This window comes from Paenibacillus sp. J31R34 (assembly GCF_059383715.1).
Genome location: NZ_JBXENU010000001.1, coordinates 555,808 through 577,311 on the forward strand (window position 1 = coordinate 555,808; position 21,504 = coordinate 577,311).

21 protein-coding genes are annotated in these 21,504 nt (G+C 46.1%); 14 read left to right on the top strand and 7 right to left on the bottom strand.

Going from position 1 to position 21,504, the window contains the following annotated elements; genetic code table 11:
- Positions 1 to 12 precede the first annotated feature (12 nt).
- The 9 genes from AC50YG_RS02320 (at position 13) to AC50YG_RS02360 (ending at position 9,800) form a co-directional block, all read left to right on the top strand.
- On the top strand, positions 13 to 426 hold the full coding sequence (locus AC50YG_RS02320; protein ID WP_494824425.1) for a GNAT family N-acetyltransferase: 414 nt from the start codon (positions 13 to 15) through the stop codon (positions 424 to 426).
- 448 nt (positions 427 to 874) lie between these two features.
- Positions 875 to 1,936, top strand: coding sequence for an HD-GYP domain-containing protein (locus tag AC50YG_RS02325; protein ID WP_494824426.1), 1,062 nt, complete (start codon positions 875 to 877; stop codon positions 1,934 to 1,936).
- 145 nt (positions 1,937 to 2,081) lie between these two features.
- A complete protein-coding gene (locus AC50YG_RS02330; RefSeq protein ID WP_494824428.1) occupies positions 2,082 to 2,585 on the top strand; it encodes a nucleoside deaminase in 504 nt (167 codons plus the stop codon).
- A gap of 138 nt (positions 2,586 to 2,723) precedes the next feature.
- Positions 2,724 to 3,413 carry a response regulator transcription factor gene (locus AC50YG_RS02335; RefSeq protein ID WP_494824429.1) on the top strand — a complete coding sequence of 230 codons (690 nt, stop codon included), beginning with the start codon at positions 2,724 to 2,726 and terminating at the stop codon, positions 3,411 to 3,413.
- A gap of 254 nt (positions 3,414 to 3,667) precedes the next feature.
- A complete protein-coding gene (locus AC50YG_RS02340) occupies positions 3,668 to 4,636 on the top strand; it encodes an ETX/MTX2 family pore-forming toxin (RefSeq protein WP_494824430.1) in 969 nt (322 codons plus the stop codon).
- A gap of 166 nt (positions 4,637 to 4,802) precedes the next feature.
- Positions 4,803 to 5,114, top strand: coding sequence for a hypothetical protein (locus AC50YG_RS02345; RefSeq protein ID WP_494824431.1), 312 nt, complete (start codon positions 4,803 to 4,805; stop codon positions 5,112 to 5,114).
- Between the two features lie 88 nt (positions 5,115 to 5,202).
- The gene (locus AC50YG_RS02350) at positions 5,203 to 5,763 is read left to right on the top strand and encodes a GNAT family N-acetyltransferase (protein WP_494824432.1); all 561 of its coding nucleotides are present in this window, start codon (positions 5,203 to 5,205) and stop codon (positions 5,761 to 5,763) included.
- 94 nt (positions 5,764 to 5,857) lie between these two features.
- Positions 5,858 to 8,989: a hybrid sensor histidine kinase/response regulator gene (locus AC50YG_RS02355; protein WP_494824434.1), complete on the top strand. Its 3,132-nt coding sequence runs from the start codon at positions 5,858 to 5,860 to the stop codon at positions 8,987 to 8,989.
- Between the two features lie 19 nt (positions 8,990 to 9,008).
- Positions 9,009 to 9,800: a uracil-DNA glycosylase family protein gene (locus tag AC50YG_RS02360; protein WP_494824436.1), complete on the top strand. Its 792-nt coding sequence runs from the start codon at positions 9,009 to 9,011 to the stop codon at positions 9,798 to 9,800.
- Here the strand turns inward: AC50YG_RS02360 and AC50YG_RS02365 are convergent.
- Positions 9,797 to 10,570 (bottom strand): siderophore biosynthesis protein, encoded by a 774-nt coding sequence (locus AC50YG_RS02365; RefSeq protein WP_494824437.1) that lies wholly within the window; start codon positions 10,568 to 10,570, stop codon positions 9,797 to 9,799. The two genes, AC50YG_RS02360 and AC50YG_RS02365, sit on opposite strands and share 4 nt — an antisense overlap.
- A 255-nt stretch (positions 10,571 to 10,825) precedes the next feature.
- Here AC50YG_RS02365 and AC50YG_RS02370 point away from each other — a divergent pair, with 255 nt between their 5' ends.
- The 3 genes from AC50YG_RS02370 to AC50YG_RS02380 all read left to right on the top strand — a co-directional run bounded on the left by AC50YG_RS02370 (position 10,826) and on the right by AC50YG_RS02380 (position 13,107).
- The gene (locus AC50YG_RS02370; protein WP_494824438.1) at positions 10,826 to 11,434 is read left to right on the top strand and encodes a metalloregulator ArsR/SmtB family transcription factor; all 609 of its coding nucleotides are present in this window, start codon (positions 10,826 to 10,828) and stop codon (positions 11,432 to 11,434) included.
- Positions 11,435 to 11,534: 100 nt separating this feature from the next.
- Positions 11,535 to 11,954 (top strand): GNAT family N-acetyltransferase, encoded by a 420-nt coding sequence (locus tag AC50YG_RS02375; protein ID WP_494824439.1) that lies wholly within the window; start codon positions 11,535 to 11,537, stop codon positions 11,952 to 11,954.
- Positions 11,955 to 11,967: 13 nt separating this feature from the next.
- Positions 11,968 to 13,107 carry an SGNH/GDSL hydrolase family protein gene (locus AC50YG_RS02380; protein WP_494825271.1) on the top strand — a complete coding sequence of 380 codons (1,140 nt, stop codon included), beginning with the start codon at positions 11,968 to 11,970 and terminating at the stop codon, positions 13,105 to 13,107.
- On the opposite strand, the gene AC50YG_RS02385 is transcribed toward AC50YG_RS02380, so the two are convergent.
- The 6 genes from AC50YG_RS02385 to AC50YG_RS02410 form a co-directional block, all read right to left on the bottom strand.
- Positions 13,097 to 14,191: a GerAB/ArcD/ProY family transporter gene (locus AC50YG_RS02385; protein WP_494824440.1), complete on the bottom strand. Its 1,095-nt coding sequence runs from the start codon at positions 14,189 to 14,191 to the stop codon at positions 13,097 to 13,099. The genes AC50YG_RS02380 and AC50YG_RS02385 overlap by 11 nt on opposite strands.
- 66 nt (positions 14,192 to 14,257) lie before the next feature.
- Positions 14,258 to 15,352: a GerAB/ArcD/ProY family transporter gene (locus AC50YG_RS02390; RefSeq protein ID WP_494824442.1), complete on the bottom strand. Its 1,095-nt coding sequence runs from the start codon at positions 15,350 to 15,352 to the stop codon at positions 14,258 to 14,260.
- Positions 15,353 to 15,379: 27 nt separating this feature from the next.
- A complete protein-coding gene (locus tag AC50YG_RS02395; protein WP_494824443.1) occupies positions 15,380 to 15,625 on the bottom strand; it encodes a hypothetical protein in 246 nt (81 codons plus the stop codon).
- 21 nt (positions 15,626 to 15,646) lie between these two features.
- Positions 15,647 to 16,816 carry a Ger(x)C family spore germination protein gene (locus tag AC50YG_RS02400; protein WP_494824445.1) on the bottom strand — a complete coding sequence of 390 codons (1,170 nt, stop codon included), beginning with the start codon at positions 16,814 to 16,816 and terminating at the stop codon, positions 15,647 to 15,649.
- Positions 16,817 to 16,868: 52 nt separating this feature from the next.
- A complete protein-coding gene (locus AC50YG_RS02405; protein ID WP_494824447.1) occupies positions 16,869 to 18,422 on the bottom strand; it encodes a spore germination protein in 1,554 nt (517 codons plus the stop codon).
- Positions 18,423 to 18,541: 119 nt separating this feature from the next.
- Complete coding sequence (locus AC50YG_RS02410) at positions 18,542 to 19,429, bottom strand: serine hydrolase domain-containing protein (protein ID WP_494824449.1); 888 nt, start codon at positions 19,427 to 19,429, stop codon at positions 18,542 to 18,544.
- Positions 19,430 to 19,681: 252 nt separating this feature from the next.
- Here AC50YG_RS02410 and AC50YG_RS02415 point away from each other — a divergent pair, with 252 nt between their 5' ends.
- Both AC50YG_RS02415 and AC50YG_RS02420 read left to right on the top strand, forming a co-directional pair.
- Positions 19,682 to 20,731: an NAD(P)/FAD-dependent oxidoreductase gene (locus AC50YG_RS02415; protein ID WP_494824451.1), complete on the top strand. Its 1,050-nt coding sequence runs from the start codon at positions 19,682 to 19,684 to the stop codon at positions 20,729 to 20,731.
- A gap of 245 nt (positions 20,732 to 20,976) precedes the next feature.
- Complete coding sequence (locus AC50YG_RS02420; RefSeq protein ID WP_081418542.1) at positions 20,977 to 21,498, top strand: PadR family transcriptional regulator; 522 nt, start codon at positions 20,977 to 20,979, stop codon at positions 21,496 to 21,498.
- Positions 21,499 to 21,504: the final 6 nt, after the last annotated feature.

The following is a 21,504-nucleotide window of genomic DNA, read 5'->3' on the forward strand; positions in this document are numbered from 1 at the left end:
GGAGTAATTATAATGAGGATTATTGCTGCAACTGATTCACACTACGAATATATTAGAAAACATGATCACCATATATTAGAAAACTTAATATTACCGAAAATTAGGGGAAATGAGATATATATTCTACAGAATGAAGAATATAGTATCGTTGGGTGGATGCGGCACAGCTATTTTTGGGATAACACACCTTTTATGAATATGATTTGGATCGATGATACATATCGAAGTAAAGGATTAGGGAAGAAAGCAGTTCTTTTTTGGGAAGATGAAATGAAGAAGCTCGGTTTTAACTTGGTTATGACCTCCACTTTAGCTAATGAAGGGGCTCAGCATTTTTATAGAAAATTAGGTTATCGAGATTCAGGATGCTTAATACTTGAAGATGAGCCTTTGGAAATCATCCTTACTAAGAGCCTGAAGTTATAGCAGTAAGGCTCGACTACGCCAACGAGGAACTTAATATTTTCTATATGAGGACAGGTTTTTTGCGGATTGTTACCGAGAAAAGCCTGTTTTTTTCTTTATTTTAGTTGTTGCAACTAGCATCGCTCTACCTAAAATCCGGTGCAGCAGATTAAACTTTAGAAATGAGCAGGGAGTTGGATTGACGACGGCCCTAAAATAAATTTGCTATGAAGGCTTCCTCTGCGAGGTGCAGCTCTAATTTATAGATTGGTTCCTAATACCTATAAAAAAATAAGGAAATGGTCTTAAAGTCATGTTCTAACTGGTGATTAATTCTAGAAATATGATTCTTATAGATCATTTTTGTTATTTTGCTAATGTATTCCAGATATATTTCCGAATATTTTTTTAACCAGTGTTCAGAAATCCACATTAGAGAATAGGTAATCCACTTAGGGAGGAACTATCATTGTTAGTTAAAGATTATGAACAATTAATCGGTAAAATACTAACGAAAAGCATCCGCGACACAAAGGGAACGCTTTTAATCAGAAAGGGAACTATTCTTCTAAAAAGTCACACCGAGAGACTTGCTAAATTTAGGATCAAAATTGGGGAAGTCACAACTATCGATGCGAATGCTTCTGAGCTGAATCAGGAGGTTACTGAGCATACACCTAAACAAAAGCCATCCATCCGAGAATCATATGAAAGGGCTAAGCAGCATTTTAACGATATGGATCAGTTCGTTCGCCAAAACGGCATTGTTCCTGTCGATGAGCTTGAACGAGAAGTTCTTCCCTTTATAAAGGAAATAGCGAAGCGATATAATCTATTTCAGTTATTTTCCGAGCTTAAGGAACAGGACGATTACCGGTACAGGCAATGTATAGGAACGGCCGTTATTGCGACATCTTTAGGTAAGCGGCTTGGACTGAAAGAAAACGAATTGGATTTGCTAACGACTGCGGCGAGTCTTTACGATATTGGACTGGTCAAGCTGCCAACTGCAATCGTTTCCAAACAGTCAAGGCTAGACCCTCATGAATACGCGATTATAAAGCAGCATACGATTCTCGGACACGAGCTATTACTCCAATCGGGCGTTGAGCCTCGGGTTGCTCTGGTCGCTCTTCAGCATCATGAACGAGAGGACGGCAGCGGTTATCCAAGTGGTCTGAAGGGGGATGAACTGGATCATTTTAGCAAAATTGTAGGTTTGACAGATTTTTATATGGCTATCATCTCAGAAAGACCTTATCGGGCTGCGCTGCAATTTTTTGAAGCCATCGAAGAAATTCATCAACAAATTATTTTAAATCGCTTTGATTCGGGCATTGGGCTGACGTTTCTGGATATGCTTCTCTCCACCCAAATCGGTTGTGAGGTTGTTTTATCAGACAATAGAAGAGGAACGATTCTACTAAACAACTATAACTACCCGACTCGACCATTTATAGCGCTTGAAAATAATCAGTTTATTGATCTTAGTAAGTTTGATGATATTAAAATAATTGAAATTGTCGGATAAGAGGACTGGCATATAACTTAAGCATTACGAGGGGGCCATGAAGGCCCCTTATTTTTTTGTTAATAGCCGACTATTCCAATCCTCGAAACTAATGCAAAATGGATGGTTTGTATGTGTTAAAATAGATAGTATTTGAGCTCAATGAATGGTGATGGAACGCTACATAAAAGGAGAAATGAATATGAGTCAAGACGAGTTTTTTATGAGAGAAGCAATCAAGCTTTCTAAGCTTGCGGTTGAGCACGGAAACGAACCTTTTGGAGCCATACTCGTTAAAGACGGGGAAATTGTATTTACAAATGAAAATCAAATTTATTCGGCAACCGACCCAACTTTTCATGCAGAGGCAGGGCTGCTGCGGCGATTTTGCGAAGAAACCCACATTACGGATTTACATGAATACACATTATATTCGAGCTGTGAGCCTTGTTATATGTGCAGCGGTGCGATGGTTTGGACAAATGTGGGGCGACTGGTATATAGCGCCAGCAACATGGAATTGTGCAGTATATTGGGCGAGCAAGGAAGCCCTTGCTCTCAAATCGTATTTGAAAATTCTCACCATAAGCCTGATCTCACAGCTGGGATATTACGGGAGGAAAGTCTTAGTGTATTGGCTGCCTATTTTTCGCACAACACAAAGGGCTGAAAAATTCCAGTAAGCAGCGATTGGGAAATTTAGAATATTAGGGAGCAAGCTGCTGAGGCATCTGCTCCCTATTTGTTGAAGAGTACAACGCTACCATCGCATCCGAAAGTAACATTGCTCCCCCAAGGAGGCCTAATCTTGCAAACGATCATGATTGTCGAAGACGAGCCGGCTATTTCCCGCGTTTTGGCGGCGTATATACGAAAGGCAGGCTTTGCGAGCATTATTTTTGACAGAGGGAAAGAGGCGGTGGAGCAGCTGGCTGTGCTTCAGCCCGCGCTTATTTTGCTCGATGTCATGCTGCCGGAAATGGACGGCTGGGAGGTGCTTCGTGAGGTGCGGAGGAGCAGCGTCTGTCCGGTCATTATGCTTACAGCTAAAGGGGAGATTGCTGACCGTCTGGCAGGTCTGAACAGTGGAGCGGATGATTATATCACCAAGCCGTTCGAGCCGCAGGAGGTAGTAGCACGCATTCAAGCTGTGTTGCGGAGAGGCACGCATGCTTTAATTGCGGAAAATCAAATCCAGTACGGCAGCCTGAAAATCAATCTAAACGACAGAAGCGTCTACTTATACGATGTATGTCTATCGATAACGCCGAAGGACTATGCGCTGCTGCTTTTTTTGACGGAGCATCCTAATCAAATTTTTCATCGGGAGCAAATCATCGAGCAGGTATGGGGCACGGGCTACGACGGGAGCGACCGGGCAGTGGATCATGCCATTAAACGCTTGCGTCAGGCGCTGCTGCATTTGCCTCCGGATGAAGGAGAAATCCGCACCTTGCGGAGAACGGGGTACCAGTTTTATACCAAACGAGAAGAGTAAGCGAGGGTTGCTGCTTTGCACGTCCATTCATAAAATGTCGGGTTAAGCCAAGCAAATGTAATGTCTATATTTTTTTGCCATTTCCCTGACACATTCTGCCATTATTCTGTAAAGGTTAGATTCTCTGAGTGATCTACTCCAAGATGTAGCTAATGATAAGAAGTCAAAGAGCTGCGAGCATCCACGATTGCAAACGTTGAATAGATAACGAAGAGGATTCTTTATCAAATAGAGCGGAAGGTGGATGAAGGATTATGGCGGATGTAATTGAATATCAGGTAATTGTTTCTAAGGCGAGGACTTCGGATAATAAGCTGCTTGTTATTACAGCGGCTGAGAGTGGGGAAGGCATAACGATTTTGCCACAGGTGTACGGAAATGAACATCAATTGTGGGAAAAAAGAAAGGTGCGCGCTGGAGATGACAATGCCTATGCACTCGTTAACAAAGCGACGGGCAAGTGCATTGGAAGAAAGGACTCCACGCAGGGCTCAAAGATTTATCAGGCGCTCGTTACGGAAGCGGACGTCAACGGTCTTATGGTATGGCGTGACGACAATGTTGCCGGAACGCACAATGCGATTAACAGCTATGTGGATTGGGAGCAGAAGCTTAATATTCCTGGCAACGGCCCATTTAAAAGCGGCGACTCGCTTGTGACGTGGGAATGGTGCCACGGTCAGATCAATGAATTATGGGTTTTCGTACCCGATCGCAAGAAGATTACAATCAAGAAAATGGAATTTCAAATGGACAGCAAAATTGTGATCAATAGTGTACCAATCGTAGCAGCCAAACAGCTTGTGACCAATCATTCAAATGTCCAGCAAACGCAGCAAGTTACATTGAAATTTTCCAAAAGCCAAACGTACAATTTCAAATGGGAGAGAGGGCTGAAGGTATCGGAAACGCTTGAGTTTAAAGCGGGGCTGCCGCTTGTAGGCGATACAGGTGTGAAAATCTCGGTAGAGGGCTCGCGCAGCTATTCGGAATCCAAGACACAAGACGAGTCCCAGGAGGTTTCGCTGCAGGTTCCAGTCGTTTTGCCAGCAGGTGCAACGATCGAGGTTTCCGCTATTTTATTGCAGGGCGTTATCGATGTGCCCTATACGGTGACGTTTGAAGTGGAGTACCCGAATGGGAAAACAACCGAAACGGCTTCAGGGAAATATACCGGCGTGAACACATTTACTGTTAATACCGAGTATAAAACGATCGTATAGCTTATGTATGCCATGTCATCATAAAATAAAGCTGAACGATAGCAGGCAGAAGGAGGCGGTAGCTTCTTTTTGTCTGCTTTCGTTTTTTTCTCCGTAAGGAAGTGGGTAGTTCCTACATATAAATTAAGTTAAACTATCATTAAAAAGGAAAAAGAGGTGAAGGTTTGTGATGTATGTCGTGGTGTTAAGTTTAATTGGGCTGCTGATTTCAAGCTATGTACCCATGGGTGCGATTTTGATCTGGAGCATCACTTTTGCTATTGTGATTTTGAATTATCGCAAAACTCTTCATATTCACAAGGATTTGCAGGAAATTAGAAGCTATTTAGGACTTATGGGCAAGGAAGAAGCAGAGGACTTTAAAATTGAAGCGGAGCTGAACAAAGTCAATCAACTGAGCGAGCAGGAAATTAAAGAAATTAATGAAGAAATTGAACAGCAATTGGAGAAGCAGCTTGAAAAACAGGAGGATAAGTAATTTATTCGTTGATCGTCTTATGTTATATTAAACTCCTATTCAATGTATAGAACTATAACTCGAAAAATTCCTACTAACGAGGTGCACAATGGAAAGTTTAAAAATAATAAATCCGTCCGTTAACGACGACATATATGCTTTTCAAGCGGGTCCCGAGGATGAGGAGGCGGTACGTGGGCTGATTATGGAAACGGCTCGCTGGCTTAGCAGTATGGGCTCAACGCAGTGGGGCGGCCTGCTTCAAGGAGAGGATAGCCACAATCTTGCAGGGGCGATAGCGCGTGGCGAGGTTTTTGCATTTCGCAAAGCAGGGGGAGAGGAGCTGGCGGGGTCTGTTATTTTGCAGCAGCAGCCTAGCGATTGGGATCGGAAGCTTTGGGGGGAAGCGGAAGCAGGCAAGGGAAGCGCGATCTTTTTGCACCGGTTAGTCGTTAATCGCCAGTTTTCCGGCAAAGGACTTGGCAGCGATATGATGGCTTGGGTTGAACGGGGTATCCAATATTCCGGCAAAGACCGGATTAAGCTGGATTGTATCGCAAACAATGAAAAGCTTAACCGCTTCTACAAGCAATGTGGTTATACGTATAAAGGCGAAGCGAGTGGCTGGAGCATTTATGAAAAGCTGCTTCCAGATGTAAGAATCCATTAAATAACGGCTGTTTATGAATAGGTCAAAAGTAATTCTAATGCAGGCAGGCTAATAAGAAGGAAATTAGCAAATTCTGTCGAATACCTGTGAAATTATGCTAACTAAACGAAAAATAGTTCTCGTCACTGGCCTGTTCCTCTGTCTGCTCATATCGATCCGTTTAATTTGGATTTATATGACCATCCCTCCTGATCATCCTGCTATCGTGCAAGGGCAATTGGATTTGCGCGGGTATAATCTGGCAGACTCGGAGGCCATCAGGCTGGATGGCGAATGGGAATTTTATGCTCATCAATTACGAATGCGTGGCCCAGAAAAGGCGGAAGCAGCAGCCGAAGGGCAGGCGTTCATTCAGGTGCCTGGAAACTGGAATACGGTGTTGTCCCCGCAGGCGGATTCAGCGTATGGTTACGGAACGTATCGTCTGCGTATATTCATCGATTCAGTTAAAAGCCAAACGTACGGCATCCGCTTGAAGAACATTCCGTCGGCTTCCGCCGTGTATGTGGACGGAGAGCTTGTGGCTCAAGCAGGACAGCCAGCACCAGAGGAGGAAAGCTACATAGCACGTAACGTGCCTTATTCAGCGTCCTTCACATCCGACAAGCAAGTGATCGATATTGCTATTCAAGTCGCGAACTATGATTCAGCGAGCTCCGGAGGCATTCTTGGTTTCATTTCATTTGGCACGGAGAAAGCGGTAAGCAAGGAAACGGCAGTTGGCCTCCATTTGCAAATGATGGTCGTTATTATTTTTTTACTGCATACCGTGTATGCTTTTATTTTGTATTTTATTGGCTTGCGGCAGCCGGGGTTGCTGTTTTTCGCCGGCGCTATGACCTTCTCTGCACTTTGGCTCCTAGTATCGGACGATATGCTGCTGATGGTCTGGCTGCCAATGAACGATGATTGGAGCTTAAAAATCCAGTTTCTTTCCTATATGGGTGCTGCAATATTTATGCTGGAATTTACGAAGCGCTTATTAACCGAATACCGGAATGTGCGAATTTTTCGCTGGTATACATCGCTCGGCATGTTGTTGGCGGTATATGTGCTGTTTGCGCCAGCCTCTTATGTATTAGCGGTAGCTGGCTTGCTCGGTATTTATATTTTGCTTCCCTTCCTCGTCAATCCGGTCATCACCTTGCGAACCGCGATGAGAAGCGATAAGGATGCGATTGCGCTGTTGCTCGGTGTGGCTGCGATGTCGAACAATATCATTTGGAGCGTTGCGAAGGATGCAATTGGCGTAGAAAGCTCCTACTACCCTGTCGATCTGGTCGTCTCCTTTCTCGGGTTCGTAGCGTATTGGTTTAAGCAATACATTCATACCTTCGCCCAGTCGAAGCAGTTATCCGAGGAGTTGCAGCAGGCGGACAAGCAAAAGGATGATTTTTTGGCGAACACGTCCCATGAGCTGCGAAATCCGCTGCATGGCATGCTGAATATGACGCAAATTGTGCTGGATAGAGACAAGCAGGCGCTCAGTGACCAAAGCGTGAAGCAATTGGAGCTTATTTTAACGGTTGGCCGCCGGATGTCATTTATGTTGAATGATCTGATAGATTTGACCCAACTGAAAGAACAGCGTATTCGGCTGAATCGAGGCAGCCAGCAGGTACAGAGCGTCGCTGCTGGCGTAATCGACATGCTCCATTATATGGTGGAAGGCAAGCCTATTCGGCTGACCAATACGATTCCGCATGCATTTCCCCATGTCCTTGCTGATGAAAATCGCCTCATTCAAATTTTGTTTAATCTGCTGCACAACGCGATTAAATTTACGAGCGAGGGACATATTACGATCCATGCGATCCAGCAGGGCGGAATGGCATACATAAGCATAGCTGATACAGGCATGGGGATGGATGAGGAGACGCAGCGCACAATTTTTGAACCGTATGAGCAGGGAGATTCGGGCATGACCGCTGCACCTGGCGGCGGAATTGGGCTTGGACTTAGCATTTGCAAGCAATTGGTCGAGCTGCACGGCGGCACGCTTGAGGTTCGCTCGCAGCCGGGGCAAGGCTCGGTGTTTACTTTTACGCTTCCGCTGGCAGAAAGGGGGGCTGCCGTAGAAGAGAGTAGCGACCATGACCATGATCATAAGCTTCTGCCGTCCGTTCCGTCTGCGGAAATGCTCGTTGCCGCGGCCAATGTCACAAGCACAGCCTATCTAGGGGAGCAATCAATAGATCACAATGGCGATAGGCATCTACCCCTACCAACCCAAACGAAAGATCGTCCAGCTATATTAGTGGTAGATGATGACACGGTTAATTTGCTGGTGCTCGAAAATATGCTTGGTGTGCGAGATTTTGACATTGTGTCGCTCACAAGCGGCAAGGAAGCACTAGCTCTGCTGGATTCGAGAAAGTGGGATTTGGTTATTACCGATATTATGATGCCTCATATGTCGGGATATGAGCTCACGCGCCTCATTCGCGAGCGTTATGCCCTCTCGGAGCTGCCGATTCTTCAGCTAACCGCACGCAATCGGGCGGAGGATATTGCCGCAGGCTTCCTGTCGGGAGCGAATGATTATGTGACGAAGCCGTCCAATGCGCTAGAGCTGAAATCGCGCGTGCTCGCTTTAATCCATGTGAATCGATCGATGAATGAGCGGCTTCGTATGGAAGCGGCCTGGCTGCAGGCGCAAATCCAGCCCCATTTTTTACTTAATTCGTTGAATGCGATTGCGGCTCTGAGTGTCATTGATTTGGACAAAATGCATGTGCTGCTCTTGGAGTTTAGCAACTACTTGCGGTCGAGCTTTGATTTTAGAAATTCAGAGCAGCTGATTCCTCTGGAGCGGGAGCTGGATTTTGTCCGTTCCTATTTATATATTGAGCAGCAGCGCTTCGGCAATAAATTGCAGCTACATTGGCAGGTGGAGGCCAGTCTGAAAAGTATGCTTCCGCCGTTGACGATCCAGCCATTAGTCGAAAATGCGGTGAGGCATGGCGTGATGAAGCGTGCTGCGGGCGGAAGTATTTCAGTGCAAGTGTCCGAACGCGATGATCAGGTGGAGGTTGCGATTATAGACGACGGTGTCGGCATGGATGCGGCGGTATTGGATAAGCTATTGGATAGAAGTGCCAGCGAGCGACAAGGCATTGGGCTGCTAAACGTGGATCGGCGATTGAAGCAAATGTATGGACAAGGCTTGTTTATTCAAAGTGTATCAGGCCAAGGCACAACGGTGTCTTTTACGGTGAGGAAGTAAGCAGGAGGGTTACAGCGGAATGGAGAGGAGAGGTTTGCCATTGTCTTTATCCACTGAGTATTTGCACTATGAGCCGTTTATAAAATCGCTGCCGCTGAAGTCCCGATATGAGCCTGCTGATTTGCTCGTTCCGGATTTGCTTATCGACCGTGAGGGGGAGGTTGAAATGTTTTACGCCCCTCATAATGAGTATCGGAATGGATCGGCGAGCCTTTTAATTGTCGGCATTACGCCCGGCTGGACCCAGATGGAACTGGCCTACCGAACGGCAAAGCTCGCATTGGAGCAAAATAAACCCTCGGACGAGGTGTGCAAAGCCGCCAAAATCGCCGCCAGATTTTCCGGTGCGATGCGCCGCAACCTGATGCACATGCTGGACAGCTTGAAGCTGCCAGAGTATTTTGGGCTTCCAGAAAGCGAGGCTCTATTTGCTGAAAATAATCCGCTCTTGCATACGACTTCGCTGCTCAAATATCCGGTATTCGTAGCTGGGAAAAATTACACGGGGCATAACCCCCCGCTTGCGGGCAATGTTTTTCTGCATGATTATGCGCTGAAATTTATTAAGGCTGAGCTGAAGCTGTTGCATAAACCACTTATTATTCCTTTAGGTAAAACGGTGGAAACGATGCTCAAAGAGCTTGTTGACAGCAAGGAACTGGGGGATATGCTAGAGGAAAAGCGCTGCTTGTGGGGATTTCCCCATCCTTCCGGGGCTAACGGCCACCGCCACAAGCAGTTCGCTGATGAGAGAGAGCAGATGGAGGCGAAGGTCGCCGCGTTTGCTGCTGAAAGAGAGGGACTGGCTTAGGTGTATTCAAAGCAAATGACAGCCTTGCGCAGCTCTTTATCATAAAACAAAAATACATTATCTGCGCCATAGGCCTGAAAATAATAGCCGGTTATTGAGCCGATATAATCAAAGACCTCTCCGTTTGCTTTTTTGGGAACATGAAATAGATTGGTGTTTTCGAACTTGCGCAGCTCTTCTATCGATTCATTATATTTTTGCATAAATTCTTGGGCTTCATCGGACATAAACGCGATATCATCCCATATTCCATTAATCTCGGGGTAGCTCAGTCCCCAACCATCCGCTTGCTTTTTGTTAAAATCCGCTAGCAGTTCCTCGGCCGAGGAGAATTCTTCGCTAAATCGGGAATAGGGGTAAATTTTCTGATTGTTTTGGTAAAATTGCTTTCGGATAAGATAATCCAGATCATTTTGCTCATAGGCCGCCTTCAAGCCCTCATCGAACTCAGAGTCTGCTGAATGCTGCTGCTGATGCAAGGTGAAGTAATTCCAGTCTGCCTCAAATTTGTATTTTCCATCTATGACATCAAACCCCAGCATATCTTCTTTCGTAAAAAGGGTATGGTAGCTTTGCGTGCTGTCACCCACACAGCCCTCATAAATTTCCTTGGCTGATACGACATGCAGCCATTCATCAAGCTCAGGATCGATGCATTTCAAATGAATGGAGCAAATGGGCAAAAAGTGCTTGCGATGATTTTCAATATCGTCATAGAAAACATCCTCATACGCGGGAAACGGTTTTATAAAGGCTTCAGGAATGTTCATCCGGCAGCATACCTCCAACTTATTCATTAGGTTTTATTTCATTATAAAGGGGAAAGAGGGAACTCCTCTTATATTAAACGACCAGAGCTAAAATAAAAACAGGCTGTTCAAAAGATTCGCAAAAATTTCCTCTTCGGTTGACTTTGAGAAGCTAATTAAGATAATATCTAATTAGACATTTATTAAATTATATAACAGCGAAATTAGATATAAGTTTAATGACATGCGTCAGTTATTCGATCAGGAGGTGAAAAAATGCAATTAGACAAAGTGGTCGCTTACCATAAAGCGCTTGCCGATCCAACAAGGATCAAAATTTTAATTTTGCTATCGGAAGGAGAGCTTAACGGTCAGGTTTTAGCCGAAAAGCTAGGCGTCTCCCCGGCTACGATTACCCATCATGCAGCAAAGCTGCGTGAAGCAAGCTTGATTAATGAGCGAAGAGAGAAAAACACGATCTTTTTTACTTTAAATGATTACTTTATCAAAAACAGTGCCACAGCGGCTGCCGAGCTGATTTATAAAAACACAAAAACAAAAGGAGGTACGGATATTTTGGAGGATGACAAAAACAAGCGGCTTCAGCTTTCTGTTGTTAAAAACTTTTTCACGCTAGACAATAAATTGAAGCACATCCCCGCACAGCTCAAGAAAAAGCTAATTGTCTTGGAGCACCTGGTATCAGAGCTAGAGACAGGCCGAAAATACAGCGAAAAAGAAATCAATGCGTTCATTAAAAGCTATCACGAGGATTTCGCCACCATACGCAGAGAATTTATCATGCACCAATTCATGTTCAGGGAAAACGAAATTTACGAACTGAATCCGCCTGAAATGTGGGCGAAATGGGAGAAGCTGGCGTGAGACCGTGCTCCATTTTAAGCTAAGGAAGGTGTAGAAGCTGATTCACTTAAAGTTAGTAACTGACCCTCTATCGACAGAGAGTATAAAAATTCAAAAGACGATGATGAATTCACAGCCTGAGTTTAATCTCTTAGTCATTGGTAAGCGTTTTCAAACAGACGAAGATATTAGGGAAGAAAATGAGAAAAATCTCGAACATGGCGAAAAAATGTTTCACTTGATTGAAAATAACGCATGTGTTGGAATGATTACGTATCTCCCGCAAAATCCGAATGATCTTCATCCGTGGATTGGACTGCTTATTATTCATAAGGAGCATGAAAGGGCAGGAATTGGAACGCTAGCATTGAAATTATTAGATGACGAATTGCCAGCACAACGTATAGATAAAGTCAGACTTTGTGTTCAGCATGGCAACCATAAAGGAGCTTCATTTTGGCAAAAGAATGGCTTTCATAAAATTAGCGATGGGCTGGATAATCATAATAATCAAATTGATATCTACGAAAAAAAGAAATGAGGAGGCGCATATGATGCAAAAAGAGGAACAGTTAAAGGTACAAGCGTTATCGGATATCGCTCATCTTAAGGTTCATGGAAGAACGACAGGCAGACTCTCTCCATTAACGTTATTTTGGACGGGAAGCTCCGTTGAATTAAATGCACAGGGGTCTGAGCTTTGGATAGAAGTAGAGGTGAATTACGACCAGTATGAGCCTTGGATCAGCATCCTGATTAACGGTATGCCGGTGAGCAGACAAATGTTAACGGCGGGCAGGTACTGGGTTTGTATGTTTAGAGGCATGAACAAGGCCGCGATTAAAAATGTTCGCATCGTAAAGGATGTACAGGCGATGAGCGCCGATTCCAGCTGCCTCTTGCAGATTCACGCTGTGAAGGCTGACGGCGAATTTGCCCCGATTGAAGCAAAGCCATATCGCATCGAATTTATAGGCGATAGCATTACCTCTGGAGAAGGGGCCATTGGAGCGAGAGCCGAGACGGACTGGATTCCGATGTGGTTTAGCGCCGTTGACAATTATACGGCAATGACAGCGGAAGCGCTGAATGCAGAGTACCGTGTCCTTTCTCAAAGCGGATGGGGCGTGCTTACAAGCTGGGATAACAATCCGCATGCCAATCTTCCTGATTATTACGAACAGGTTTGCGGCCTTCTTACTGGCGAGAACAATAAAGCTTTAGGCGCGTTTGACAAAAATGATTTTGACTCCTGGCAGCCGGATGTCGTCGTCGTGAATTTGGGATCGAATGATGGCGGCGCTTTTCATTCTCCGGAATGGGTGGACACTGCGACTGGCAAAGCTTACAAGCAGCGATTAAAGACAGATGGGACATTTGAGGATGAGGATCTAATAACATTTGAGGAGGCGGTTGTGCGCTTCCTTATTAAGCTTAGAGCATATAACCCAAATGCGCCTATCATATGGGCCTACGGCATGCTGGGTCTACCGATGATGCCAGCTATTTACCGAGCTGTAAACGCTTATAGCATGCAAACAGGGGATAAGCAGGTATCCATTTTTCAGCTTCCCAATACAAGGGACGAAACATGGGGAGCAAGACAGCATCCCGGCAAATTAGCCCATGCGGAAGCAGCCCGAGAGCTGACGGGTTATTTAAAAGAAGTTTTACGTTCCTCTTCTATGTCTTAGTTGGCCGAAACATCGCGACAACCAATACGACAAGCAGCGGAACTAGCAGTACGAGTCCCGTCCATATCGGATGAATTTCTGTTACAATGTGTCCCCACTGGGTACTGCTGTCGTAAGTGACGAGCCCCATCAGAAAGCCTGTCAAAGCTAACGGCATAATGATGACATTGTTGTCCTTCATGCCGCAAAGCTTTGCCATAAAGAGGCTGAGCACATAGAGGGAAAGCGTCGCCTTCATATATGAGCCGAGAATGAGCGACATGCCAATAATGGACTCCACCCGTTGGAAAATTTCCTGGAATTCAATGAGCCGCGCTATGGAGTACAGCATATAGGGCCCAGCTCCTGCGCTTGTGCCGAATACCATTAATGTGCACACCGTCACAGCACAGAGTACGATCAGGTTTGCCGCGTAGGAGATAGACAAGGTCGTCATCAGCTTTTTTTTCAGTTTTTTCCCCGCAGTGAAGGGCAGCAGCATGCCGAACAAAAACACTTCAGAGTAAGGGAAGCCAAACGTATAGTAGGCTCCTGCCATGACGGGCGTCATGCCTTTAGGCAGGATCGGAAGCAGCTGCTCAGGTCGGTATTCAGGAATGGCAAACAGCAGCACGACGACCATGAAAAAAGAAGTTAACAGCATAATCAGGGTGAACATGCGGGCTATAACTTCTATCCCTGCACGTGCTGTCAAAGCAGCGATAAGAAAAATAAGGGAAGTAAAGGCGTACATCGGTGTTTCTCTCATCATCGCCCCAATCATGAACTGGCCTACGCCTACGACAATAGCCGCTTGCATTTCCAGCAAATACGAGATGGTCAGCAGCCCTAACAGCACCGTCAGGACGTTGCCAATCAGCTTGCGGCTGTAGTCAATGTAATCCAGGCTGGGAAATCGGCGATTTAAATACAGCAGCATCATTAGAATGCCAAACCCGATTGATCCAGACAGCAGCAAGGAGAGCCAGGCAGCAGCACCCGCTTTTCCAATCAGCGGCCCAGGCACAAAAATGATCGAGGAGCCGGTCATGAACACAAAGAAAAGCACGCCCATTTGAAAAGAACTGACCTTTTGTTTATTCAAGCCGAATTCTCTCCTTTCTTAGCTGTGCCCCGTTTTATCAACGAATGTTCGCTTTAAATCTGCCCTTTATCGCTTCGCTGGCCGAAGCATTGCCACAACGGTGACAAGGACCAGCGGAGCAACGATGACAAGCACGATCCATAGTGGATAAAATTCCATTAAGAAATTGTTCCAATGCGTATTGCTATCGTAAGTGACCAGCCCCAATAGCAAGCCGCACAGCGCAAGCGGCATAATGAGCGTATTGTTGTCTTTTAGCCGGAAAAGCTTCGTGATGTACAAGCTTAGCAAGTATAAAGAAATGGTTGCCTTCATATAGGAACCGAGAATGAGCGACATGCCGATAACGGATTCAATACGCTGTATAATTTCTTGAAATTCAATGAGCCGGGCTACGGAATATAGAACGAATGGGTTGAAAGAAGCTGTCAGACCAAATACCATTAATATGCATACCGTCACTGCGCAAAGTGTGATTATACTGGCAGCTAGAGCAAGCGATAGGGATAGGTGCAGCCGCTTTGTCGACGTGTTCCCTGCTACGAATGGCAGCAGCATCCCAAACATAGTCACCTCGGCAAAAGGAAGCCCGAACGTAAAATAAGCTCCGTAAGTGATCGGCAGCATCCCTTTAGGAGAAAGGGGGAGCAATTGTTCCGGCTGGTATTCAGGGAGCGCAAATACAAGTACGATGATGATGAAGAAAGTAGTCACAAGCATGATGAGGGAGAACATGCGTGCTATTACCTCAATTCCCGCGCGTGCCGTATAAGCGGCAATGAGAAACACAAGGGAGGAGAAAAGGTATAAGGGCGTTTCTCTCATCATGGCGCTAACCATAAACAAGCCAACACCTTCGATGATAGAAGCTTGCATAGGCAATAGATAAGAGATGGCTGCAAGACCAAAAAGCATCGTCAGTACGTTGCCAATTAACGCTCGGCTGTAGTCAACGTAATCCCGACCAGGAAAGCGGCGGCTTAAATAAAACAGCATCATGAGAATGATAAAGCCAATTGCGCCAGAAAACAGCAGGGATATCCATGCGCCAGCACCAGCTATGCCAATTAGCGGACCAGGTACATATATGACCGCAGCCCCAGTCAAAAATACATAGAGGAGCACAGCTATTTGAAAAGAACTGACTTTTTGAACATTCAATTCAAAGGAACTCCTCTCCTTGTTTTCTTAACCAGGTCCGCCCAGCATGCTATTAATCTGTTTAGCGGGGCCGTCCAAAATTTGCTCAACGATGTCAAAATAATCGGGCCAGTCCTTGTTTACTACATAATCAATGGCCATGTAAAGGCAAGCAGATACTATTAAGGCATAGATCCACTTATCCTTCTTCGTTGTTTTCCCGCGCAGCGTGATGCTGTCATAAATGAGCATTCCCCCAAAAACTACTGCCACAACCAGCGTTCTTTCCCACATCGCATTTGTCCTTTCTACTAGTTATGAGGATGGCCTGCTGTTTATCGTTCCGCCTGTCACAAGCTTAAGCTCCGCTTTAACTTCAATCCGCAGCTGTGCAAACTGCTCATCCCAGTCTTGCTGCAGCTTCAGCCACTCTTTTGGGCTTTGACGGTACAACTGGTTGCCAATACCAATAACCTCAAGCTTATTTTTTTGTAAAAAACGGAGCGTTCCCCCCGTTTGCCGAAGAATGGCTGCTGAAAATTTCTCAATAAATTTTTGTTCATCCTCGAACGATATAATCGATGAGCATTTCAGTTCGGTAATCGCAAGCTCTCCTTTAATATGAAAGCTCACCTGGGGCCGACCGTCATGGATCTTCGTTGTCATCGCCGTTTGAAGCGAGAGCACTTCGGCGGTTTCCTTTTCCCCTTTCATGCCTGAGCAGGGTGTCTCTAGCACGCCGGAATGATAGTCGTTACGCAGCATGAGCAGCCCTTCCACTTTATCCGGGGGCATAATTTTTTTAAGCTTGCCATCCTTGATCAGGGCAAGCCCCGCAGTGGACATCGATTCCTCTGGGCTAGCTTCATTGTATACATAGGAGAGGACAGCGTCGGGATGAGCGCTTTCCCTTTGCAGCAGCAAGCTAAGTAGAGTGGTGTCCATCGTTTTAGCTGCGTTGAGATAAGAAAACTCTTCTGTTCGCAAAATTTGCTGCGCCGTCGTTTGTTCAATAAGCGGCTGCTTCTCCAGCATTTTGTGGGCTGGGCCCTTGGAGATGAGCAGCTTAACGCTGCTGCGCGGCTCATGATCACGGTAAAAAATATCCAGTGTTTTGCCCAAATCCTGATTTCTTGCCAGCTTTTCTCCAACAATAATGATTCTGGTATGGCTCCACTGGGCTTTGCGACCCAAATGAATGGGTATGTCTCGAATCGCCTCCATCACCGTGTCATCATGCGTTCGAATGCTGACGCTGGACGTTTGGGTTGTCGCTGACTTGCCGGTTTCAACCGAGGCTGGCCGATAAATCTGCGTCAGCATTTCGATTTTTCCATCCTTCGTTTCATCCAGTGCGACGCCCATCACAAATCCACGCTCGGTCAGCTCATATTTGCTCCAGCAGCCCGTAAGCACAGTTGAGAGTAGTGTCAGCATGATGATTAGTGAGGCTGGAAGGGGGAAATCGCCCGTTTGTTTTCTCATATCGATCCATTCTTTTTCATATTTTTAGATTGCTGCGGCTGGCAGCAGGTACTTATTGCCGATGCATTTTTTGCGGCTTATGCAGCAGCCTTTTAAGCGGGATTCTCATAATGACATCGCGAAGCTCGACCAGTCGAAAAGGTGCGAGCGGAGCCATATAAGGCTGACCAAGCGATCTCAGCTTGCATAGATGAAGCAAAATAAACAGAAAGCAAATCATCATCCCAAACCCGCCGAGCAGCGCTGCGGAGATCATAAGCGGAAAGCGTAAAATGCGAAGCGCAATAGCAATGCCGTATTGTGGAATGGAGAAGGAGGCAATCCCTGTCAGCGCGACGACGATAACCATAATGGGGGAAGCGATCCCGGCGCTTATCGCTGCGTCTCCAATGACGAGTGCCCCGACTATGCTGACAGCAGAGCCTACCGTTCTTGGCAGACGCACCCCAGCCTCACGCATCAGCTCGAAGAAAAATTCCATCAGCAGTGCCTCGAAGAAAGCGGGGAGTGGCAATCCCTCACGCGCATTCAGTACCGCAAGCAGCAGGACGGTCGGGATAAGCTCGGGATGAAAGGTCGATAGCGCAATATAGACGCTGGGCAGCGACAACGCGATAATAAAGGCAATAATTCGCAGCCAGCGTATCATCGTGGAAATTACCGTACGCTGGTAATAATCCTCGCTGGATTGGAAAAATTCAGTAAACATGCCTGGACAAATCAGCATGCCGCCGGTTCCTTGCACGAGTACGACGATTTTGCCGTTTAATAGCGCTGCCACAGCCATGTCTGTTCGTTCTGTATAGCGATGCTGGGGAAAAGGAGAATAGCTGGAATCTTCAATAAGCTGCTCGATATAGGAGGTTTCCAGTACATCGACCGTCTTAATGAGCTCCATTCGCTTCTTAAACTCGGCGAGCATTTCGTTATCCACTTTGCCTTCCAAATAACCGAATGCGATCGTTGTGTTTGTATCGCCGCCGCCGCTCATGAGCTCAATTTTGAATTTCGGCGTTTTCAGCCGCAGCCGCAGCAGTCCTAAATTTTTCTGCAGGTTTTCAACGGTGCTTTCCCGAGGCCCCTGCACGACCGATTCATTGACGGGCTCATTGACCTGTCTCGTCTCAACGGACTGGGCTTTAAAGCTGAGTGCCTGATTCCATCCATCGAATAAAATGAGCAGCTGTCCGCTGGAAATGCTGCCTACGACAGCATCTAAATCGTTTACGAGCTGTACTTTTTTACCGGAAGGGCCATGGTTTTCGAAAAAAAAACGGACCTCGTCAATTCCGGCTTCCATCCCGGGTCCGACTTCATGCGCTACAAGATCCTGCAGCGATATTTTCATATAGTTAATAGTATCGTCCTGAATGAGCGAGCTGTAGTAGATCGAGCAAGCTTTATGCTTCATTTCGGGGCCGTAGTGCCAATGCATAAAGATGATGTCGGAGCTGCGGTCAAAGACAGATTCCAGATAACGAAGATTGTCCTCCAATGTGGAGTTAATCGGTTGTTTCCCATCCCCGCTGCCTGATTGTCCACTTTGTGGCACGGACGGCATCGTATCCTGAGTGCTGGTCCCCGTATGTCCATTCTCGGTTGTCATGTTCGCTCACCTAGTTTCCATGTCCTGGTTTCTTACATTTACCAGTATGGCTTGCGCTCTGGAAAACTATACGACATAAAAAGACAACGTCCGCGAGGGAAGTTGTCTTGGTTTTCAAATTATTGCTGTATGAGCAGCGGCGCAATGTGTTGGCGGAAAACATCCGCTGGAGGCTTGCCTCTTTTCAGCCTGTCATTGGTGACGACTACGACGATATGGAGGCTGGGGACAACGGTAATCGTCTGTCCGCCAAATCCTAAAGCATAATAAAAATCGAAAGCAGAAGGCGAAGCGGAGTCCGCAGCTGCTGAATAAGAATCGACCCACCAATGCCAGCCGTACTGGCCATGACGAGGAGACTCAGCGGCTATTGCAGGATAGACGGAGCGTTCTACTAAAGCTTGAGAGATAAGCTGCTGTCCATTCCATGCACCCTGCTGCAAATACAGCTGTCCCAGCTTCAGCATATCGGCAGGCAGCAGTTTTAGTCCGAAGCCCCCTGTATGAATGCCCTGTGGATCATGTTCCCATTCATATTGGGAAATGCCTAAAGGCTGGAACAGGTAACGCTTGGCAAATGCAGCAGTGGTCATGCCGCTTGCTTGTGCGAGAAGGGCGGACAGCATTTGTGAGATGCCAGAGTTGTATTCCATTCGTGAGCCAGGCTCCTCCGACAAAGGCTGCTCCAAGGCAAATTGAATCCAGTTTGGCGTTTGCGTCATCCGGGGGAAGGAGTTTTGCCCGCCGAACTCCGTCCAGTTGAAGCCAGCAGACATCGTCAATAGATGCTCCAGCGTGATCGCTTGTTTTCGCAGATCAGAATCTTCAGCAAGCTGGGGGAAAAATGAAGCGGCGGGCGTCGATGCCCCCGGCAGAAGCTGCTTGTCCATCGCGATACAAATCAGCGCAGAAACGACGCTTTTGGTACAGGAATTAACTTTTGCAATTTCTTCTCTCGTACGCTCATTTCGGTAATGCTCGATGATAAGCTTGCCATTATGTGACACCAGGCAACTCCTTAAATCCAGCGGCTCAATAGCCGGGAGCAATGATGACAGGTTCATCTTTATTTTCCTACTTTCCTCATCTATATGTTCTTTCGATTATAGGGGGTTGGAGGAAAAGAAACAAATGGAACGATGCTTTCTACTTTGTACTTTAAGGCTGGCTATCTGGTTAAGGCAAGCAGTTGTGTCCATTGTCAGCAGCGGAAAATGAATCTATACTACCAGCGAACTTATAGAAGCTGGCGGCAGAAGATGAATAAACAATTGGAGCTTTATGATGTAACGATAATCGGTGGCGGTCCGGCTGGATTGTACACAACCTTTTATAGCGGCATGCGCGACTTGAAAACAAAGCTGATCGAATCACAGCCGGAGCTCGGAGGACGAATTTTAACCTATCCTGAAAAAATGATCTGGGATGTAGGGGGTATAACCCCGATCCGTGGAGAAAAATTGATCGCTCAATTAGTAGAGCAAGCGAAAACCTTCGAGCCAACGATCGTACTTGGCCAGCAAATTTCAGGCTTTGAGCGGCAGGAGGATGGCACGATTGTGCTGATGGCATCGAGCGGCGAGCAGCATCATACGAAAACCGTTATTTTGGCCATAGGTTATGGAGCCCGCAAGCTGGTCAAGCTGGAAATCGAAGGAGCAGACCGTTTCGAAGTAACGAATTTGTATTACACCGTTCAGGAGCTGGAAGGCTTCCGCGGCAAGCATGTGCTCATTTCGGGAGGCGGCGATTCGGCAGTTGATTGGGCGAATGAACTGGAGCCGATTGCAGCAAGCGTCACCATTGTACATCGCCGCAGCCAATTCGGCGGTCATGAGCGAAACGTCTCGAACATGAGAAGCTCCCCGGTGAAAATTTGTACGCCATATACCGTAGAAGCGCTGCAAAGCAGCAATGGGTCTAGCATTGATCAGGTGACCATCGCTCATTTGGAAACAGGCGAACGTAAGCTGCTGAAGATCGATGCGGTGATCGTCAATCACGGGATGAAATGCGATTTCGGGCCAGTGGAGGGCTGGGGTCTTGACCTCGGAGCGTGGCATGTAACCGTCGGCGAACATATGGAAACGAATTTGCCGGGCGTATTTGCCGCAGGCGATTTCGTAACCTATGGCAGTAAAGTTGAGCTGATCGCTGGCACATTTACGGATGGCATTATGGCACTCAATAGCGCCAAGCAATATTTGGACCCGGAAGCCCCGATGATGGCCTATGTATCCTCGCATAATGAGAAGTTTAAAGAAAAAAATCGCGCGTTAGGCGTAACGGAGGACGAAGAGAGCGAATAGCCAGCCGAATAGATTAAAAATAATAGTGAACAAAAAGAACGGTGAGCATTGGAACACCGTTCTTTTTGTTGCATACAGGCATGAACTGCTGAATGCATAACGAATTTAGCCATGAAGCTGCTTGACTACTGTTACTTTTCATATCGTTTACCGGAATATGCTGAACATTTATATATTGAACTGATATATACTTTGTGTTAATATAAGTTTGCGCAATGATATTTACAAAGAAGGTGGGGAATTTTTTGAACAGCCAAGATGTGATTTTAGGAATTTTAATGGATGAAAATTGTTCGGGTTACGAAATCAAGCACAAATTTGAAACGCTGTTTTCTTATTTTTACAATGCCAGCTATGGAACGATTTATCCGACGCTCGGCAAGATGGAGAAGCAGGGATTAATTACGAAGGAGAGCATTTTGCAGGATGGGAAGCCGAATAAAAATGTGTATACGATTACGGAAGCGGGCCGGGAACAGTTTATGCTTTATTTAAAAAGCGATATCCAGGCTGTGGAAACGAAATCCGATTTTATGGTGAGGCTCGTTTTTGGAAAATGGGCAGATCAGGAGCAAGTGATTCAATGGCTGGAGAAAACGATTGCCAAACAGGAGGAAGAGATTGCCCAATTAACGGCAGATTATGCAAACTGGAAACCGAACATGAATGCTACCCAAGAGCTGTGTATCACAATCGGTATTGCCAATCAGGAGAGCTCTCATCGAATTTTGGTAGAAGGATTACAGAAGCTGAAAGCTCAATTATAAGGAGAA

What these genes read in the sequence shown, in the direction of transcription:
- AC50YG_RS02405 (WP_494824447.1), bottom strand. Translation starts at nt 18,422, where the DNA reads ATGACAACCGAGAATGGACATACGGGGACCAGCACTCAGGATACGATG.
- AC50YG_RS02380 (WP_494825271.1), top strand. Translation starts at nt 11,968, where the DNA reads ATGCAAAAAGAGGAACAGTTAAAGGTACAAGCGTTATCGGATATCGCT.
- AC50YG_RS02370 (WP_494824438.1), top strand. Translation starts at nt 10,826, where the DNA reads ATGCAATTAGACAAAGTGGTCGCTTACCATAAAGCGCTTGCCGATCCA.
- AC50YG_RS02360 (WP_494824436.1), top strand. Translation starts at nt 9,009, where the DNA reads ATGGAGAGGAGAGGTTTGCCATTGTCTTTATCCACTGAGTATTTGCAC.
- AC50YG_RS02355 (WP_494824434.1), top strand. Translation starts at nt 5,858, where the DNA reads ATGCTAACTAAACGAAAAATAGTTCTCGTCACTGGCCTGTTCCTCTGT.
- AC50YG_RS02375 (WP_494824439.1), top strand. Translation starts at nt 11,535, where the DNA reads ATGATGAATTCACAGCCTGAGTTTAATCTCTTAGTCATTGGTAAGCGT.
- AC50YG_RS02365 (WP_494824437.1), bottom strand. Translation starts at nt 10,570, where the DNA reads ATGAACATTCCTGAAGCCTTTATAAAACCGTTTCCCGCGTATGAGGAT.
- AC50YG_RS02340 (WP_494824430.1), top strand. Translation starts at nt 3,668, where the DNA reads ATGGCGGATGTAATTGAATATCAGGTAATTGTTTCTAAGGCGAGGACT.
- AC50YG_RS02350 (WP_494824432.1), top strand. Translation starts at nt 5,203, where the DNA reads ATGGAAAGTTTAAAAATAATAAATCCGTCCGTTAACGACGACATATAT.
- AC50YG_RS02320 (WP_494824425.1), top strand. Translation starts at nt 13, where the DNA reads ATGAGGATTATTGCTGCAACTGATTCACACTACGAATATATTAGAAAA.
- AC50YG_RS02415 (WP_494824451.1), top strand. Translation starts at nt 19,682, where the DNA reads ATGAATAAACAATTGGAGCTTTATGATGTAACGATAATCGGTGGCGGT.
- AC50YG_RS02395 (WP_494824443.1), bottom strand. Translation starts at nt 15,625, where the DNA reads ATGTGGGAAAGAACGCTGGTTGTGGCAGTAGTTTTTGGGGGAATGCTC.
- AC50YG_RS02330 (WP_494824428.1), top strand. Translation starts at nt 2,082, where the DNA reads ATGGTGATGGAACGCTACATAAAAGGAGAAATGAATATGAGTCAAGAC.
- AC50YG_RS02400 (WP_494824445.1), bottom strand. Translation starts at nt 16,816, where the DNA reads ATGAGAAAACAAACGGGCGATTTCCCCCTTCCAGCCTCACTAATCATC.